Here is a 17,964-nt window from a genome sequence, read left to right on the forward strand (position 1 = left end):
GATTCAAAACATATGTAGGAAATAATCTTCAATACGGATAGTACAAGTAATTTTCAATATATATTGAATATACTTTTAATTATAATAGCGCTATAATATATACGTACATCAACAATCTAGGATGTAGGTCAAGTTTGAGTTGATGTGTTTAAATGGACATATTAACCTCCTTTTAAACTTATCCACTAAAAGTTGGCAGGTGAGTCTATGCGCATTGAGCAACTAGTATACATAAAGGAAATCGCCAAAACTGGGTCCATTGCCATTACATCAGAACGTCTTCATATATCTTCACAAGGGATCAGCCAAGCGATCAAGAGTTTAGAAGATGAGCTTGGTGTGAACATCTTTATTCGTTTAAGAACTGGATTGCAACCTACCGAAGTAGGAAAGGAATTAATTATAAAAGCAGAGGAGTTTTTAACAAAGGTAGAGGAATTTAATGAAGTGGCTAAAATCCATTCTTCAGTGGGCGAAAAACATCTATCCATTTCAGCCGTTACGAGTTTATGTAGAAGTATTATTCCTCAAACAATTGCTTCATACAAATTGAAGTTTCCTGAAGTAAAACTTGAAATTATTGAATCTACAGTTGATCAAATTAGGAAGAATGTGTTAAATGGAGATTCGGATTTAGGCTTAATTGCTGTCCCTCCTCCAATTATGGAGAAAAATTCACATCTTGTTTCTACTCATTTTCTTGATAGTTCAACTTTGCCAGTAGAAGGAGTGGAAACACAACGATCCTGTTATTCGATTCGATTAAAAAATCAATATCTTTCAACAGCAGCCCAGGAGTTTTTGAAGGAACTTAAAGTACATGCAAAGTCTTTTAATGAATAAAACCCAAACGCCCATAGAATTTATTTAATTCTATGGGCGTTTGGGTTTTTGATATTTATTATTTGTTAATTATTTTATATGTTCCAACAGCTTTACTCACTAAAACTCCATGGCTGTCCCTGACTTCTGCTTCTCCTGTAACAATATTATATCCACTGTTAAGTATTTTTGCTGTAGCTGTTAATGTTTCATTTTCAGGAGCAGATGCTAGATAACTAATGTTTAAATTTACTGTAACCATAGGTTTTCCATAAAGAGTATGAATGGTCATGCCAATTACCACATCAAGAAGTCCCGCAATGGCACCACCATGAACTTTTTGATTGTAGTTTAATATGGAGCGACTAATAGGCAATTCCAATTCTACATTCCCTTCTTCCAAATGTGAGACCTGGATACCAATATGTTTGCTGTAGCCGAACTGTTGTAAAATATTCATCAATTCTTCCATTGATTTAAATCCTCACATCCTATGTCATATCGTATGCGAATTCCTTCTGATAATCTAATTCTCTTAATAGATTAATTGTCTAAAGTTCTTCTTCCTTTAATTGCCGCCGTAAGATTTTTCCTACTGTCGTTTTCGGAAGTGATTCTCTAAATTCGATTAAGCGAGGAACTTTATACCTAGTTAATCGTTCTCTGCACCACGTCTGAATTTCTTCTGAAGTAAGTACAGATCCTTTTTTAAGAACAATTGCCACTTTAATTGTTTCACCCCGATAAGGATCTGGAACACCATACACACAGGCTTCTTGAACTGTCGGATGTTGGTAGATCACTTCCTCCACTTCTACTGGGTAGACATTAAATCCCCCTGTTATAATCATTTCTTTCTTTCGACCAACAATGTAAAAATAGCCTTCACTATCCATATTTCCGATATCACCGGTATAAAGCCATCCATCACGAATCGTATTTTCAGTTTCCTCTTGATTCTTCCAATATCCTTTCATAATCTGTGGACCCTTAATAATAATCTCGCCAGGCTCGCCCACATGCATGTCAATTGTACCGGTTGCAATATCGACAATCTTAACATCCGTGTTTGGCATTGGAAGTCCGATACTCCCTACTTTCCTTTTCCCTGTTGGCTGGTTTCTAATAGCTCCACATGTAGCCTCCGACAATCCATATCCTTCAACAATTGGAACTTCTGAGAGCTGTTCAAAACTTTTAATGACCTCAATAGGTAATGGAGCTGAACCACATAAGCAATACTTAAAGCATATTAGGTCATCTTTTCTTAAGTCTGGATGATTCATTAAAGCGATATACATTGTAGGTGAACCAGTAAACATGGTGGGCCTATGTTTCCGGATCAGTTCTAAAAGATGATTCAATTCAAATTTTGCAATTGTAACAAATCTTGCTCCAATCATGACAGACTGAATTAGTCCGTACAGACCCATACCATGATATATTGGAGCAATACCTAATTGGCAATGCCCTTCTTGACATAAAATCGCTTTGTTCACTTCATATCCTTGATAAAGATTTGCAATCATATTCTCATTTGTGATCATAACTCCTTTTGGCCATCCGGTTGTTCCACCAGTATACGTAAGGACAGCTAGATCTTTTGGTTGAATATCTCTATACAATAATTCAGTCTTTTCATTTACTATCCAATGATGTAGATTATCCTCTTCCCTAATACCCTCATCTGCTGCAATGAAAAATACCTGATCAGCCAATCCGATTTTCTCAAGCTTATCTTTTTGTTCCCGAAAGGCAATCAGCCCTTTTACCTCAGAATTTCGAATAAGATGATCTAATTCTGCCGGTGTAAATTGTGGATTTACTTGAACTACTATACCACCTATGCGTTGAATGGAGAAAAAGGCAATGACATATTCAAGACAGTTAGGCATCATGATGGCAATTCGATCGCCGTTTCGGAATCTCCGTTTGTAAAGTGCTGTCGCCACACGTTCACAAGCAGACTTCAACCCCGTATAGGTAAGTTCTCTCTCTCCATCGATGACAGCTATGCTGTCAGGGTATTTTAAAGCTGTCCTTTCAAGCAATTCAAATATCGTTAATGATGGTATTTCTATTTGAGAAGAAACATTTTCTGCATAAGATTTTAACCATGGTTTTTTTAGGTAATCAGATTCTTTTTTCTGAACATATTCACTCATAAGGGCACCTCTATAAATAATCATCTTTTTCAATATTCTGTTAATTAATAATATAAGATCGCCAATCATTGGTTTTTCTAAAATGTCATGATTTACAAATGATACTATTTGCTAATTTCAAATACAGCGCTTACCTTTACTTCGTCGTTTTCGTTTACAGCAAATGCTTCACAAACCCACGTATTCGCAGTTTCATTTATTACAGAGCCTTTAACTGTTATTTTCTCTCCAGGTTTTGTCATGGAACGAAAACGTGCAGAGAAGGTATTTAATTGATCAGGAGAGAACCACGTTCCGATTGCCTGTCCAATAAAGCCCATAATCATCATTCCGTGTGCAATAACTCCGCCAAGGCCAGCTTTCTCCGCAAACGGAACTACCGTGTGAATAGGATTAAAATCTCCAGATGCACCTGCATAGCGAACAAGCTGAGTATGAGTAATCTCTTCTTTGTGTAACGGCATAAATTGATTTCCTACATTCATATATGGCCCCTCCTATTGTCTTTCTATAATCGTTGACCGGCTGATTAACACTAATTCATTGTTTTGGTTAAACAACTCTTTCTTTACTACAATAAATTTCATATTTGCCTTTATATAGACGTCGTCCACTTCCCCATAAACCGTAATGGTATCTCCAAGTTTAATTTTCCCTAAATACTGGTATTCATGTTCACCATGCAAAACCTTTGCGATATTTAATCCTAGTAAAATACCTAAGCCAGTACCACCTGTACCCCAAAAGTCAATAACAGTAGGGAAAGTTGGAGGAACACATTCCCCAGACATATATTCAGGTCTTTCGTCGCCGATGGCTACGGCAAATTCTTTGATTTTGCTTTGTTCAACTCTATACGTAAATGGTTCTAATTTCATTCCAACCTTCACTTCTAATGGTTTAACCATATGATTTTCCCTCCCAAATTCATCTTTTTTGACGTGTTTTTACCTAGTTTCTTCTATTTATATATACTGCTTTTTAAGACAACAGCCCGCGGACAGAATGCGAGCTGTTGTTCAACGAGTTTTTTAAGAAATCATTTACCTGCCGATGCTGCGGTTTTTGCATACTTTTTCATTAACTGGCCGGCGATAATATTTTTTTGAATTTCAGAAGTACCTTCATAGATCTTGGTAATTCGGGCGTCACGATAATAACGTTCGATTGGGTATTCTTTAATGTATCCAATTCCTCCATGAATTTGGACAGCTTTATCAGCTACACGGTTATATACTTCAGATCCAAGAAGCTTAACCATCGCAGCTTCTTTCAAAATATTTGTACCCCGGTCAATCATACCCGCAACACGATAGGTGAGTGATCGCAGTGTTTCAATATCAAGTGCCATTTCTGCCAGATAATGTTGGATAATTTGTTGTTTGATGATTGGTTTGTCAAATTGTACCCGTTCGTGAGCAAATTTAAGAGAAAGTTCAAGTAATTTTTCAGATGATCCAAGATTTCTTGCTGCTAATCCAGCACGACCATTCGCTAAAATCTTTAATGCATTAATATAGCCTTCTCCTTCTACGCCTAGCACGTTCTCTACAGGAATCTCACAATCTTCAAAAAATATTTCACAGGTATGTGCCCCACGTAAGCCCATTTTTTCTTCTGGTTTCCCAATCATCAGTCCCTTAGTCCCTTTTTCAACAATAAATGATGTAATCCCTTTAGGTCCTTGGGAAAGATCTGTAGCTGCCATTACTGTAAATACGCCGGCAATCGTAGCATTAGTTATATAGTGCTTAGAACCGTTGAGTATATATTTATCGCCTTTTCGAACCGCTGTTGTTTTCAATGCTGCAGCATTTGATCCTGCACAAGGCTCAGTTAGCGCAAAAGCTCCAATACATTCACCTGTTGCCATTTTGGGCAAGTATTTTTTCTTTTGTTCAACCGTTCCCATCTCTACAATGCCTACAGAACCAATTCCCGTATGTCCCCCAATCACCGTAGTGAATCCGTTATGGGTACGCCCCAGTTCTTCAAGAATGACACATTTATCAACCATTCCGATTCCGAGACCGCCATATTCAGCAGGAATGCTTAATCCAAATAACCCCATTTCTTTGCTCATTTTCATGATTTGATCAGGGATATTATCCTCCCGTTCGATTTGGTCTGCTACAGGATCAACCTCGTGATCCACAAAGTCTCTTACTGATTTTCTCATTGCTTCTAATTCAGGTGAAAAATCAACATTCATGTAAATCATCCTTTATATATAAATTAGGAAGATATTATTTTCTGTTTTTTTGTTTATGCATTAACAAGAACTTTATTAAATTCTTCCGTAAGCAGGGGCACGACCTCGAACAAATCTCCAATAATGCCATAATCGGCTACTTGAAAAATAGGCGCTTCCGGATCTTTGTTAATCGCTACAACAATTTTAGAGTTTGACATTCCTGCTAAATGCTGGATTGCACCTGAAATCCCGCAAGCAATATAGAGGTCTGGTGTAACAACTTTTCCAGTTTGACCAATTTGCAATGAGTAATCACAATATTCTGCATCACATGCACCGCGGGATGCACCTACTGCACCACCAAGCACATCGGCTAACTTCTGGAGTGGTTTAAAGCCATCTGCTGATTTTACACCACGACCACCAGATATAACGATTTTCGCTTCAGACAAATCTATTCCACCAGTCGTCTTACGGACGATTTCCTTCACAATCGTACGTAAATCTTTCAAATCCACTGTAAGTTCAATAACTTCAGCAATACCTTCTGTTTCTACCGCTGGAATATTATTTTGGCGTACAGTTGCGAATGGAATTCCTGATAACATCTTCTTTTTCTCAAATGCTTTTCCGGAATAGATTGGACGAGTGAATAATACATCTCCACTTTCTACATGAACATCCGTAACATCCGAAATAAGCCCAATTCCAAGACGTGCAGCAATTCGCGGTGCAAGATCTCTCCCGATAGCTGTGTGAGGCATCAAGATGGCTTCTGGTTGTACTTCCTTTATAACCTTACATAGTGCCTGAGAATAGGCATCCGTTGTATATACATCAAGCTCTTTGTTTGTTACAGCAAATATTTTGTCAGTTCCATATTGTCCTAGAATCTCATTATAGTTCGTTGCGTTGCTTCCAAAAGTAACTGCTACAATTTCTCCGCCTTCAGAAATTCTTTTTGCTGCAGAAAGCATCTCGAGGGTAACACCTCTTAAGTTTCCTTCTTTAGCCTCTGTCATTACTAGTATTTTCCTCATATATTTTCTTCCTCCAAAAATGGTTAGAGTACCTTCGCTTCACTGCAAAGAAGATTAGCTAATTCAGTTACTTGATTCTTTAATTCCCCATTCAAGATACGTCCTGCTTTTTTCTTTGGCGGGAAAAAAGTTTCCGTGACCGTTGTCTTTGCTTCTATATCATCTTCGATATCTAAATCGTCAAGTTCTATTCGTTCGATTGGTTTTTTCTTTGCTTTCATGATACCAGGCAGTGAAGGATAACGAGGTTCATTTAAACCTTGTTGTGCTGTTACTAGAACTGGAAGTGATACTTCAACCAGTTCTTTGTCCCCTTCCACATCTCGTTCAATTATGGCTTTATCGCCATTGATTTCTAAATATGTAATGGTTGTAGCCTGTGCAATTTTTAGTTCCTCAGCGAGACGAGGCCCCACTTGTCCTGAACCATAATCAACTGCTAAGTTACCACCGATAATAAGATCAAATTCACGATCTTTAATAACGGAAGCAAGAATTTGGGCAATGCTATACTCATCCAATACCTCGTCTTCACTATCGACAAAGATTGCTTTATCAGCACCCATAGCCAGTGCTGTTCGAAGAGCATTTTCTGCACGTTCAGGTCCGATCGTGATTACCGTTACTTCACCTTCATGTAATTCTCGTAATTTAATTGCTTCTTCAATTGCATATTCATCGTAAGGATTGATGATGAAATTAACACCATCTTCACTGATGCTACCGTTTTGAAGAACAATTTTTTCTTCTGTATCAAATGTCTGTTTCATTAATACTAAAATATTCATTTTCATTAAACCCCTTCTAGACAACTCTTTCAAAAACACTATAAGTCCTTGAAATTATGTTTATTTAATTACCATCTGATTTGTATATAATGTATTTTCTTCTACAAAATCATAAAGTTTTTGTGACATGCAGTCTTTTCGGCCTGCTTCGATTTCTTCAACAATATGTCCAATTAAACCAACAGCCCGTGCTGCCACTGCGAAAGACTTAACCACACTGAAGTGCAAATTCATATCCGAGAGAACAGCACCGATTGCACCTGCAGCATTTAAAGTAATTTGTTTCCCCTTTTGTTCACAAAATTGTTGATGAATTTCCTTCAACAATCCAATATGTCTTCCACTAAATCCTAACTCTTCAGCTAAAGCAAATAACTTGGTAGTACGCGGGTCAACAGGTTTGTGAATCGGATGGCCAAATCCCATGACCTGCACCTTTTTTGTTTTACAATCTTCTAATATGCTCGAAGCGACCGTTGCAACGTCCTGATCATAGCCGTATGTTTCCCATCCTTTTTGAAGCATCTGAGCTGTATTTTCCATAGCCCCTAAATAGACAGAACCTGCTCCCAAAAGACCCGCTGCAACAGCTGCTTGTACAGCTTCAGGTGCTCCTAGATAAGTAAGACGGGCAGAAATGGAACTAGGAGTATAACCATGTTCACAAATTGCAACCATACAGGCATTTAGCATTTTGGACTCTTCATGTGTTGGCCGGCGATGAAGCGCACCTAAAAATGCCATATCGACTAGCGTTATTTCTCCAATTAAATCTTCGGTCAAATCATATCCATGAACATAAATCGCATTTGGTTTAGACAATCCAATTTTCGTTTCAAACTTCATCTTGCTACACCCTTTACAGATATGAGATTTAGAATAATGCTTTTAAACTATTTATCTGATGTTTTTGGATTATACTAAAATGTAATCATTCCAATAATAAAATGATAAATAGTTCATTAAACAATTGGTTCGTAAGGGAATATATCTGCAGAAACATCTAAAGACGTAAAGCTAGTCTTAAATGATTGCATGGCTTGCGTGCCAATCGTTTCAACTGTCCATCCTTCATGATTGATCGCAGAGCGGACTGGACGTGGCTGAGAGAATAATAATATTTCTTTTCCGCGTACACAGAAAATCTGTCCTGTGATTTCAGATGCGTCATCACTTGCTAAATATGCAACTAACGGGGCTATATGTTCTGGACTCATTTGCTTCACTTTTTCAACACGTTTCTTTTGATCTTCAGTTTCGGTTGGTATTGCTCCGATCATTCGACTCCAAGCAAAAGGGGCAACTGCGTTTGCTGTCACGTTATAACGGTTCATATCTAATGCGGTGGATTTTGTTAGTCCGACAATACCGAGTTTTGCTGCAGCATAATTGGCTTGGCCTATATTTCCAATTAAACCTGAAGTTGAAGTAAAGTTTATGTAGCGACCACTTTTTTGTTCTTTAAAATATGGTGCAGCAGCACGGGTCATATTAAATGTCCCTTTTAAATGAACATTTATGACCGCATCCCACTCTTCTTCCGACATTTTAAATAGCATACGGTCTCTTAAGATTCCTGCATTGTTTACAACTATGTCAATCTTTCCAAAATTCTCAATCGCTGTCTGCACGATTTTTTCAGCACTTTGAGAATCAGCTACAGAATTATAGTTTGCAACCGCTTCACCACCAAATTCCTTAATTTCATTCACAACTTCATCTGCAATCTTAAGATCCTGTCCTTGTCCGGAAACGTTACTGCCTAAATCATTAACTATTACCTTTGCTCCTTCACGAGCCATAAGTAATGCCAAAGCCTTACCTATTCCACGGCCTGAGCCAGTAATAATCGCTACCTTTCCATTTAAGCTTCCCATTACTAGTTCCTCCCAATCTTTAGAAATTAACATGATTCAACGACACCCTAATCATTTACAACACCAAAAAAGGAAAACTATTAAAAAATATATTGAATATATTTTTTTTAATAATAGCTCTATTGTATAATTGAGTAAAACAAGAAATTTGGACGGCACGTAAGTAAATATTGATATAAAAAAGGAATTAAATTTATGCTGACCGCGAAAAATTCTTGGAAGGTGAATTTATGCGTATTGAGCAATTGTTATATATTACTGAAATCGCAAAAAATGAATCGATCGCCATTACCTCAGAACGATTCCAAGTATCTTCTCAAGGCATCAGTCAAGCCATCCAGAGTTTAGAAAATGAACTTGGTGTAAGGGTATTCACACGATCTAGAAGTGGATTGTATCTCACTGAAGCAGGAAAAGAACTCATTGAAAAAGCACACGAGGTTTTACAAAAGCTTTCGGAGTTTAAAGAAGTGGCTAGTAACTATAATTCACCTATCACGGGGAACTTAACTATTTCAGCGAGCTCAAGCCTATGCAGCGGCATCATCCCACATACCATTGCTTCATTCAAAACGAAATTTCCTAGCGTAACAATTGATATTATAGAATCACCAACAGTATCTCAAGTTCGGAAAAACGTTTTGGATGGATCAGCAGATCTTGGTTTTATATCTATTCCTTCCTCATTTCATGGAAAAAATAAACTGCTAACTATAACACATTTGCTGGATTCCCCATTAATGATTTTTTTTAGAAAAGATTCAGAACTTGCAAATAAAGACAGTGTATGTAAAGAAGATATTATGAAATATCAACTAGCTGCACATATAAATGATTCGTATGTTAATGATTTTTACAAGGAAATAGGAAGGCCCCATATCTTGTTAAATTCCAATAGTGCTGAAACGAGAAACTATTTTATTTTGCAGGGATTAGCATTGGGACTCGAAAGTGCCTTATCCATTAAATGCAATCCATTTTACAAACATAAAGATATTATGAGCCTGCCAATTGAAGGGATAGAAATAAAAGTATCCTTTTACTGCATTAGATTAAAGAATCAACATCTTTCGATTGCTGCTCAGGAATTTTTGAAGGAACTTAATGTTCAAATTAGTACTTTTGAGGAATAAATTTCCATTAGTAATAGTTAAAAAGAGGAAGGACTCGTCCTTCCTCTCAGATTGTAGACAAAAGGCATCCGAATGAGTCCATTCGGATGCCTTTTTGTTGAATTTTTGCTCGTAAGAGCAAATTTTAGACCTATCTTATGCTTATAATTACGCCATTTCTGGACTTTTCCATGTCCAGCTGGCCATCTTTTTCAAGTTCATGGCAGCAAAAGTAAGCATCGCTTGCATGGACAATTTTTTTAGGCCTCTTAAAGTCGTCCATCGCATACCATGCTTTTCTTTCGCATCAGCAAATACGCGTTCAATAGTTTCTTTGCGTTTTGCATAAATAATTTTAATCTCTGGTGTATGACGAAGGTGATCAGCTTCCTCTAGATACTCTTCCCATACATGCCGTTGAATCAATTTTTGATGATTTTGGCTCTGGGTGCATTGAGACAATAAAGGGCAATCCATACATTTAATCGGATTAGAGAAAAACTGACGATAACCTTCCTTAGTAGTCGTTCTATATTCTAGAACCTGTCCTTCCGGACATATGTAACAGTCAAAATGTTCATCATATACATAGTCGTTTTTTCTTAAATAACCTTCTTTTGTACGTGGGCGTGTATAAGGTAAAGCTGGTTGAATATCATTTTCTATTATGAATTGAGCAATAGCAGGTGTTTTATAGCCAGCGTCAGCAGCAACAGCATTAGGTTTACCACAGTTTTCAATGACTTTTTCCAGAAGAGGTTCAAACATCGTACTATCATGAACATTTCCTGGAGTTACAATCGTCCCTAGAATAAATCCATGTCTATCAGCAGCTGCATGAAATGAATAAGCAAATTGCTTTGTACGCTCATCTTTTACATAGTAACCACTTTCTGGATCCGTGGTACTTTCCTTAATTTCCTTGTTTTCCTCTTTTTCAAATTTCTCTGGTGGAAAAGGCTTTTTACCATGGTCCTCTCGATCACTGTTGATTTCTTCTTGAAGACGAGCTTGATAGGCCTTTGTTTCCTTACGAACCATTTTTTTTTCGAATTTACGTTTATTGGCACTTGCTTTAACATGTGTAGAATCAATAAATACATGTTCAGCACTAATTAACTTTTTATCGACTACTTCTTTTAAAATGCGATAGAAAATCAGTTCAAATAAATCCGTATCCTTGAAACATCTTTCATAGTTTTTACCATAGGTAGAAAAGTGGGGCACTTTATCATGAAAGCCAAAACCTAAGAACCAACGATAAGCAAGGTTCGTTTCAATTTCTTCAATAGTTTTGCGCAACGATCGAATACCGAAGGTATATTGAATGAAAGCAATCTTGATTAATACAACAGGATCGATACTTGGGCGACCACGCTCAGAAGAATACATATCTTGAACTAGTTGATATATAAATGAAAAATCTATAGCTGCCTCAATCTTGCGAACCAAGTGATTTTCAGGGACAAGTTGGTCTAAAGTAATCATTTCTAATTGATCACGATTAACCTGTGTATTTTTAGTTAGCATTTCATCATCACCTCTATACTCATTAATTTAATTATACAAAAAACTGCCGGCAAAATCCGTTATCATTAGGATTTTGTCGACAGTCTGAAACCGACTTAAAGTCGGTTTTTTTAATTTTATTTTGTTTGTGAAATTGTATTAACAAGTTGGGTCAGTGCTTCGTTGATCGGCGTAACTGAGCGACCAAGAATTTTCTCAAAATCATTGCTTTCAACATCTAGTGAACCGTTCCGAATGCTTTCTTGAATTCCTACTACAATCGGAATCACAAAATCAGGTAAACCTAAGCCTTTCATGATCTCTGCATATTTTTCGTCACTAACTTGTTGTACAGGTACTTCTTTACCCAATACATTACCAAGAGCAGATGCCAATTCTTCTTGAGTTAAAAGAGGACCAGAAAGTTCATACACTGTATTTTCATGACCGTTTCCTACAAGAACAGCAGCTGCTGCATCTGCGTAATCTTGTTTTAGTGCCCAGCCTACTTTACCTGCTCCAGCAGATGTTACCCATGGAGCTCCCGCCATAGCACCTTGAACGCTGCCAATTTCGTTCTCCAGATACCAATTGTTACGCAAGAATGAATATGGGATACCCGTCTTAATGATGGCTGCTTCTGTCGCAACATGGGTTGGGGCGAATAAATTCTTGCTTTCTGTTGCATTTACTATGCTTGTATAAGCAATAAATTTCACTTCTGCACGTTCAGCTGCTTGGACAGCATTTGCATGTTGACGAGTTCTTGTTTCATTGTCACCATCCGCAGAAATAATTAATAAGCGATCAATCCCTGCAAAAGCATGTTCTAATGTTTCTGGATGGTCAAAATCTCCTTGTCGAACTTCCACTCCACGAACACGAAGTCCTTCCGCTTTCTCTGGATTTCGAACACTTACTGCTAGCTCGCTTGCAGGTATAGTTTTCAATAACGATTCTACAATCTTGGAACCTAATTGCCCTGTTGCTCCAGTAACTAATGTTTTCATTTATATTCCTCCAGTTCATTGTAACAACTTTGATTACATGTATTCATTTTAGTTACATGTATTCGACTTGTCAACAGGTGAAATACCATTTATTATTTTATTCATAATTTGGTATAATAAACTTGTAATCAATATAATTACACGATAAAATAAAAATTTAAAAACGTATAGTTAATAGGGGTGGTGAATGAACATGTCCATCAGCAGCCGATTCGCTGTCGGAATTCATATATTAGCTCTAATTGAATTAAATAAAGAAGGAGTAACATCTTCTGAATTCTTAGCTTCAAGTGTTAACACGAACCCAGCGGTGATAAGAAAACTAATGGGAATGCTAAAAAAATCTGGTTTGATAGAGGTCCATCCAGGCATTGCAGGGGCTAAACTCGCAAAGGAATTATCTGACATTACACTGTTCGACGTTTATAAGGCAGTGAATGTTGTACAGGATAAAGAATTGTTTAGCATACATGAAAGTCCACATCCTGATTGTCTCGTAGGTAGGAACATCCAGAATACAATCGAACCATTATTCACAGCAGCACAATTGGCAATGGAGAAGGTTTTAAGAAATGTTACTTTAGAAGATGTTGTGAAGGATATTGCTACTAAAGAAAATATCTGTTAAAAAAGGTATTCCAAAGGAATGTCTTTTTTCTTTGTACTTAAACTAACCTGCTACCGTTAGTGCAAGAAAAAAGGGACCGCCGCAGCCATCCCAATTGTTACTCTTGCATCCGATAGTTTAAGTGAAAATATTCACAATCTTTTTTTGTCTTAACAAAATCTAATCCCTTAATGTGTTGGGGCATATCAAAAAGACGCTTTCTTGCTAAAGAAAAGCGCCCTTTAACTGAATATCAGGTGAACTTATAGTAACTAGTATAATTGAATAACGTAAAACCTTCTACTAGCTGGTTTAACTCGGGAAAACTATTTTATACTGGCACAATAGAAAGATAAAGTTTGGGTTATCTTATTCTGTTTTAATGCTCTAAACAACAAAACGATAAATTAAGTCTTCTCGAAAAATTCAATGACATACTGTTTAAAATGGTATGCTTCGATTGACAAATCCTTCTTCGTTGACCATGACAGTCCTATCATCTGGTGCCAATTGGGATCATTAATCCGAATTTTTTCTGGTATGAGATGAGAAACATACTGCCAATCTCTTTTCGAAATAAATGTAACACCTTTTCCTCGTCTAATCATTCCAATTATTGTTTCTGGATCATTCACTTCCATAATAATTTCCGGTGTGAATCCAGCTTCATTAAATAGTTTATCGACCAGGTCTCTAATGCTGAATCCAGTATTCATAAGTATAAATGATTCATTCTTTATCTCGCTAATATGAATACTTTTTCTCCCAGCCAAATAGTGGTCTGTAGGGACAATTAAGTAAATATCATCCGTAAAAAGAGGTTTCCATTCAATAGCAGGACTTCCAAAAGGAACTGGTGAAATGCATAAATCTATTTCTCCATCTTCTAGTTTCCTTTTCAAGATAGAAGGTGGCTCCATTATTTGTCGGAAATGTACATGGGGATATTGATTTAAAAATGGGCTTAATAACTTAGGTAAAATCTTTGGCAAAGTCATTGCAATGGAAATGCTTACTTTTTTCATTCCTGCAAGATCTTTTACTTTCTTAATTCCATTATCTAACTCCATAAATGCTCTGTTTACATGTTCAAGAAATGCTCTGCCACAGGCATTTAATTGGATATTACGTCCTTGTCGATCAAATAGCTGTACGCCAAGATCCTCTTCAAGACGAGCAATTGTTTTACTCAGAGAAGGCTGAGCGATTCGAAGTTCTTCAGCTGCTTTTGTTATATGTTCATACCGGGCTGCGGTTTGGAAATATTTTAGTTGGAGAAATTCCATCCTATATCACCTGCTTATAGATTCTAAGGAATGAGTTATATAGATATTTATGTATTATACATTAAAAAACTTTGTTTTTATAATAAAAGCATGAGTTGAAATTTTTTGAAATGAGGAAATGCATATGTTTAGAGTACTTGCGAGGAGGAACGATGATGAATTACAAAGAAATAATAGTGAACATTGATAAAAATATTTGTCTCATAAAATTAAATCGGCCAGAAGTACGAAATGCCCTTTCGATTGAGTTAATGGAAGAATTAGTAGATGTTTTTCAGAAGATTGAACACGATGATCAGATCAAAGCAGTTATTTTAACTGGTGAAGGTAGTGTGTTTTGTGCTGGTGGAAATATAAAGAATAAAAATACAAAAAGGAATCTAAATGATACTCGAAAGATTGTGAAAAATAGCCAAAAGCTCCTTAGAACGATGTTAAATCTGGAAAAACCAATTATTGCTGCTGTGAATGGCGCTGCAGTAGGAGCTGGTTTTAGTTTGGCCTTAGCTTGTGACTTAATCCTTGCTACAAGTTCCACTTTCTTTGCTCAGAGTTTTGCCTTAAGAGGGGCAATTCCTGACCTTGGTTCCATTCACTTTTTATCACAGCTGCTTGGGAAGTATCGCACTAAGGAATTGATGTTTTTAGGTGAACGGATTACGGCCGAGAAGGCTTGCCAATTTGGAATTGTAAGTGAAGTTGTCGACGATGATTCCTTGTTAGATTCTGCCTTTGAACTAGCTAAGAAGTTGGCAAAAGGTTCAAGTATATCCATTGGATTAATAAAGCAATTGGTCAATCAAAATGTCAATCACAATTTCGAAGAGTCTTTAGAATTAGAAGCTTTCGGACAAGCAGTTGCCTTTCAAACAGAAGATTTTAAAGAAGGGGTAACGGCCTTTTTTGAAAAGCGTACACCTCAGTTTAAAGGACGATAATTTTACATACTCATTTTCGTAAGTTTACATATGGAAATCTATTTGATGACTATTCAAGTGCCACAATTAATCACTAGTGTTTTTTCTTGAAACAAATATTGATATAGGAGTGAAAATATGAGTAAACGAATACCTCAACATATTGCTGAACAATTAGAGTTACCAGTCATTACTGCACCAATGTTTCTTGTTTCTGGTCCTGAAATGATCATCTCTGCCTGCAAAGCAGGTGTCATTAGTGCATTTCCTTCACTAAATGCGCGTACGGTTGATGATTTGGAAAAATGGATGCACCGTATAAACAATGGAATTGCTGAGCTAAAATCGAATGAGCCAAATCGACGAATTGCACCTTGGGCAATGGCGATTGTACTTGGCCATCTAAGTGGAGCGAATAGTGAGCGTGTGAAAGCTGAGCTTGAATTAATTAAGAAATGCAAGCCACCAATTGTCATTACTGCTCTCGGAGATCCGGCTGAGGTAGTGCAAGCTGTCCATTCTTACGGAGGACTTGTATTTTCTGATGTTACGACTCTTAAACATGCTAGAAAGGCATCAAAATCAGGTGTAGATGGATTAATTCTTGTATGTGCTGGAGCAGGTGGACACGCAGGTACTCTTAATAGCTTTGCTTTCGTAAAAGCGGTTCGAGAGTTTTGGGATGGAGTATTGATTTTGTCGGGAGGAATATCCAGCGGAAACGAAATTCTCGCAGCTCAGACTCTTGATGTTGATTTAGTTTATATGGGAACTCGATTTATTGCTTCTTCTGAAAGCATGGCAAGTGAAGAATTCAAAAATATGTTAGTCGAATCAACGATTGAAGATCTCGTTTATACACCATTCTTTACGGGAATCCCTGCTACATTTCTAAAACCTAGTATTCAAAGAGAAGGATTTGATCCTGATAATCTCGGCCCGAGAGAGGACTTTTTAAAATCAGGGAAAAAGGCATGGAAAAATGTTTGGTCCGCCGGTCAAGGTGTGGGGAGAACCAAGCAAATACAAACCGTTGCAGAAATTGTGGCAGAACTTAAGAAGGAATATAATCAATCTATTGATACTAATAAAAGACGGGGTATGATTCGCAGCGTCAACTAACTAAGTGTAATAATTCTAAACCGTTTAACATTAATAGTCGAAAATATACAGGTTGGTATATTTACATTGTAGATTTTCGGTAAAAAAAATTAAAATCTCAAACGAGAACTTTAATTAAAACCCCTATTTACGACAGCGTCAGGAAAACTGCGAATTTACAAGCTTAATATAAATTCAAAAAAAAGCCTAATTTCTTGTTTATAACACCGAGAAAATAGGCTTAATTTACTTCATAAAAGTGCCTGATTGTTGAAGATAGGGTACCACCACATGCCCATCAAGCTAAACATTAATGAATGTGTAGAATAGGGGTAAGTCCGAGATAAGTCCAAAAACGGCATGATAGATAGAAAAAATGTAAAAAGGGTTCAAAGTGTATTTGGCAATTAAAAAATGCTGTTTATAGCAGTATGTTTTTTAATGAAAAAAGCCGAAAATAAGCAAGAAATGAATAAAAACTTGCATATTTTGGGCTTATTGAGATTTTTGGATATTGAACTAAAGCACTCCTATAGTTTAAGTGCAAATCTTAACAATCTTTACATCAAACTAGTTTTTTTGCTCATTTTTTCTACGAGTTCTTTTACTCTCTGTTTGTGTTCGTCCGTTAGGAAACTCTGTATTTGAGTATTCATTTCTTGTTCTAATGCAGTTTCCATTGTTAGATTATTTATATTGTTCATTATAGACTTTATCATTCCTACGGACGATTTAGATGATTGAGCAAGTCGTTCTGCTAATTGTATCGAGTATGGTAATAACTCCTCTGGTTCAACTATCCAGTCTACTAATCCCCACTCATTTGCTGTTTTTGCATTAATTGTTTCATTGGTTAAAAGTAGACGTTTCGTTTTTTCTGTTCCAATCCGTCTAGTAGCTAAATAGGAAACGCCTCCATCAGCTACAAGTCCTATTCTAAGAAAAGGAGCAGAAAAAATAGCATTTGTACTAGCTACGATGAGATCTCCAGTTAAGGCCAAACCTAAGCCAGCTCCGATAGCTGACCCATTGATTGCCGAAATAACGGGTTTAGGTGTAGAGCAAAGTTCACAAATTAAACGAGTTAAGTCTTCCATTTTTTTTCGTAAAGAAACAACATCATTCACACGACTTGCTGCATTTATTACGTCGCCTCCTGAGCTAAAAGCTCTCCCTTCACCTGTTAAAATAATGGAATGAACAGATGAATCTTGAATAGCTGAAGTAACTGTTTTAATTAATTGCTCTAACATTTCATCATTAAAAGCATTCAATTTTTCAGGTCTATTCAAAATGATGATTCCAACCCCATTTTCGATTTTGTAAAATACTTTACTCATCTAATACCTCCTAAAACAAAAAAGTAATGTTATTGGTTAGGTTAATAGTATCATCGTTTCAAAATAATAAAAATTTAGATTTACTTAAAGATACTTAAATACAACTTAAAGCGTAGCGGAATGAATCTTGAATGATTAAAAAAGTTAAATAAAACCATATTTTATATAACTCTTTATTCAACTAACCTCCCTCAAT

General features: G+C 36.6%; 18 protein-coding genes. 5 read left to right on the forward strand and 13 right to left on the reverse strand.

From position 1 onward, the window contains the following. Positions 1-207 precede the first annotated feature (207 nt). Positions 208-843 carry a LysR family transcriptional regulator gene (locus ACIFOT_RS01315; protein ID WP_430060915.1) on the forward strand — a complete coding sequence of 212 codons (636 nt, stop codon included), beginning with the start codon at positions 208-210 and terminating at the stop codon, positions 841-843. 58 nt (positions 844-901) lie between these two features. Here the strand turns inward: ACIFOT_RS01315 and ACIFOT_RS01320 are convergent, their stop codons facing one another. The 9 genes from ACIFOT_RS01320 to ACIFOT_RS01360 form a co-directional block, all read right to left on the reverse strand. Continuing rightward, positions 902-1,294, reverse strand: coding sequence for a PaaI family thioesterase (locus ACIFOT_RS01320; RefSeq protein ID WP_430060916.1), 393 nt, complete (start codon positions 1,292-1,294; stop codon positions 902-904). Positions 1,295-1,373: 79 nt separating this feature from the next. Next, positions 1,374-2,987: a long-chain-fatty-acid--CoA ligase gene (locus ACIFOT_RS01325; protein WP_430060918.1), complete on the reverse strand. Its 1,614-nt coding sequence runs from the start codon at positions 2,985-2,987 to the stop codon at positions 1,374-1,376. Positions 2,988-3,091: 104 nt separating this feature from the next. Further along, positions 3,092-3,472 carry a MaoC/PaaZ C-terminal domain-containing protein gene (locus ACIFOT_RS01330; protein WP_430060920.1) on the reverse strand — a complete coding sequence of 127 codons (381 nt, stop codon included), beginning with the start codon at positions 3,470-3,472 and terminating at the stop codon, positions 3,092-3,094. Positions 3,473-3,484: 12 nt separating this feature from the next. Next, positions 3,485-3,895: an FAS1-like dehydratase domain-containing protein gene (locus ACIFOT_RS01335; RefSeq protein ID WP_430060922.1), complete on the reverse strand. Its 411-nt coding sequence runs from the start codon at positions 3,893-3,895 to the stop codon at positions 3,485-3,487. Positions 3,896-4,026: 131 nt separating this feature from the next. After that, positions 4,027-5,199, reverse strand: coding sequence for an acyl-CoA dehydrogenase family protein (locus tag ACIFOT_RS01340; RefSeq protein WP_430060924.1), 1,173 nt, complete (start codon positions 5,197-5,199; stop codon positions 4,027-4,029). 53 nt (positions 5,200-5,252) lie between these two features. Next, positions 5,253-6,221 carry an electron transfer flavoprotein subunit alpha/FixB family protein gene (locus ACIFOT_RS01345; RefSeq protein ID WP_430060925.1) on the reverse strand — a complete coding sequence of 323 codons (969 nt, stop codon included), beginning with the start codon at positions 6,219-6,221 and terminating at the stop codon, positions 5,253-5,255. 23 nt (positions 6,222-6,244) lie between these two features. After that, on the reverse strand, positions 6,245-7,009 hold the full coding sequence (locus ACIFOT_RS01350) for an electron transfer flavoprotein subunit beta/FixA family protein (protein WP_430060927.1): 765 nt from the start codon (positions 7,007-7,009) through the stop codon (positions 6,245-6,247). A 60-nt stretch (positions 7,010-7,069) separates the two neighbouring features. Continuing rightward, positions 7,070-7,855 carry a citryl-CoA lyase gene (locus ACIFOT_RS01355; RefSeq protein ID WP_430060929.1) on the reverse strand — a complete coding sequence of 262 codons (786 nt, stop codon included), beginning with the start codon at positions 7,853-7,855 and terminating at the stop codon, positions 7,070-7,072. 116 nt (positions 7,856-7,971) lie between these two features. Next, a complete protein-coding gene (locus ACIFOT_RS01360; RefSeq protein ID WP_430060931.1) occupies positions 7,972-8,886 on the reverse strand; it encodes an SDR family NAD(P)-dependent oxidoreductase in 915 nt (304 codons plus the stop codon). Positions 8,887-9,116: 230 nt separating this feature from the next. On the opposite strand from ACIFOT_RS01360, the gene ACIFOT_RS01365 reads away from it, so the two are divergent. Next, positions 9,117-10,019 (forward strand): LysR family transcriptional regulator, encoded by a 903-nt coding sequence (locus ACIFOT_RS01365; protein ID WP_430060932.1) that lies wholly within the window; start codon positions 9,117-9,119, stop codon positions 10,017-10,019. Between the two features lie 147 nt (positions 10,020-10,166). Here the strand turns inward: ACIFOT_RS01365 and ACIFOT_RS01370 are convergent, their stop codons facing one another. After that, the gene (locus tag ACIFOT_RS01370; RefSeq protein WP_430060934.1) at positions 10,167-11,528 is read right to left on the reverse strand and encodes an IS1182 family transposase; all 1,362 of its coding nucleotides are present in this window, start codon (positions 11,526-11,528) and stop codon (positions 10,167-10,169) included. Positions 11,529-11,644: 116 nt separating this feature from the next. Next, a complete protein-coding gene (locus tag ACIFOT_RS01375) occupies positions 11,645-12,517 on the reverse strand; it encodes an SDR family oxidoreductase (RefSeq protein WP_430060936.1) in 873 nt (290 codons plus the stop codon). Positions 12,518-12,710: 193 nt separating this feature from the next. On the opposite strand from ACIFOT_RS01375, the gene ACIFOT_RS01380 reads away from it, so the two are divergent. Then, positions 12,711-13,145: an Rrf2 family transcriptional regulator gene (locus ACIFOT_RS01380; RefSeq protein WP_430060948.1), complete on the forward strand. Its 435-nt coding sequence runs from the start codon at positions 12,711-12,713 to the stop codon at positions 13,143-13,145. Positions 13,146-13,531: 386 nt separating this feature from the next. Here the strand turns inward: ACIFOT_RS01380 and ACIFOT_RS01385 are convergent, their stop codons facing one another. Then, positions 13,532-14,410 carry a LysR family transcriptional regulator gene (locus tag ACIFOT_RS01385; RefSeq protein WP_430060938.1) on the reverse strand — a complete coding sequence of 293 codons (879 nt, stop codon included), beginning with the start codon at positions 14,408-14,410 and terminating at the stop codon, positions 13,532-13,534. Between the two features lie 152 nt (positions 14,411-14,562). On the opposite strand from ACIFOT_RS01385, the gene ACIFOT_RS01390 reads away from it, so the two are divergent. Together ACIFOT_RS01390 and ACIFOT_RS01395 are read left to right on the forward strand one after the other, a co-directional pair. Continuing rightward, a complete protein-coding gene (locus ACIFOT_RS01390; protein ID WP_430060940.1) occupies positions 14,563-15,348 on the forward strand; it encodes an enoyl-CoA hydratase/isomerase family protein in 786 nt (261 codons plus the stop codon). A 117-nt stretch (positions 15,349-15,465) separates the two neighbouring features. Beyond that, on the forward strand, positions 15,466-16,449 hold the full coding sequence (locus tag ACIFOT_RS01395) for an NAD(P)H-dependent flavin oxidoreductase (RefSeq protein WP_430060942.1): 984 nt from the start codon (positions 15,466-15,468) through the stop codon (positions 16,447-16,449). 539 nt (positions 16,450-16,988) lie between these two features. On the opposite strand, the gene ACIFOT_RS01400 is transcribed toward ACIFOT_RS01395, so the two are convergent. Next, positions 16,989-17,768 (reverse strand): enoyl-CoA hydratase/isomerase family protein, encoded by a 780-nt coding sequence (locus ACIFOT_RS01400; RefSeq protein WP_430060944.1) that lies wholly within the window; start codon positions 17,766-17,768, stop codon positions 16,989-16,991. Positions 17,769-17,964: the final 196 nt, after the last annotated feature.

The sequence above is a fragment of the Neobacillus sp. NRS-1170 genome (assembly GCF_050468025.1).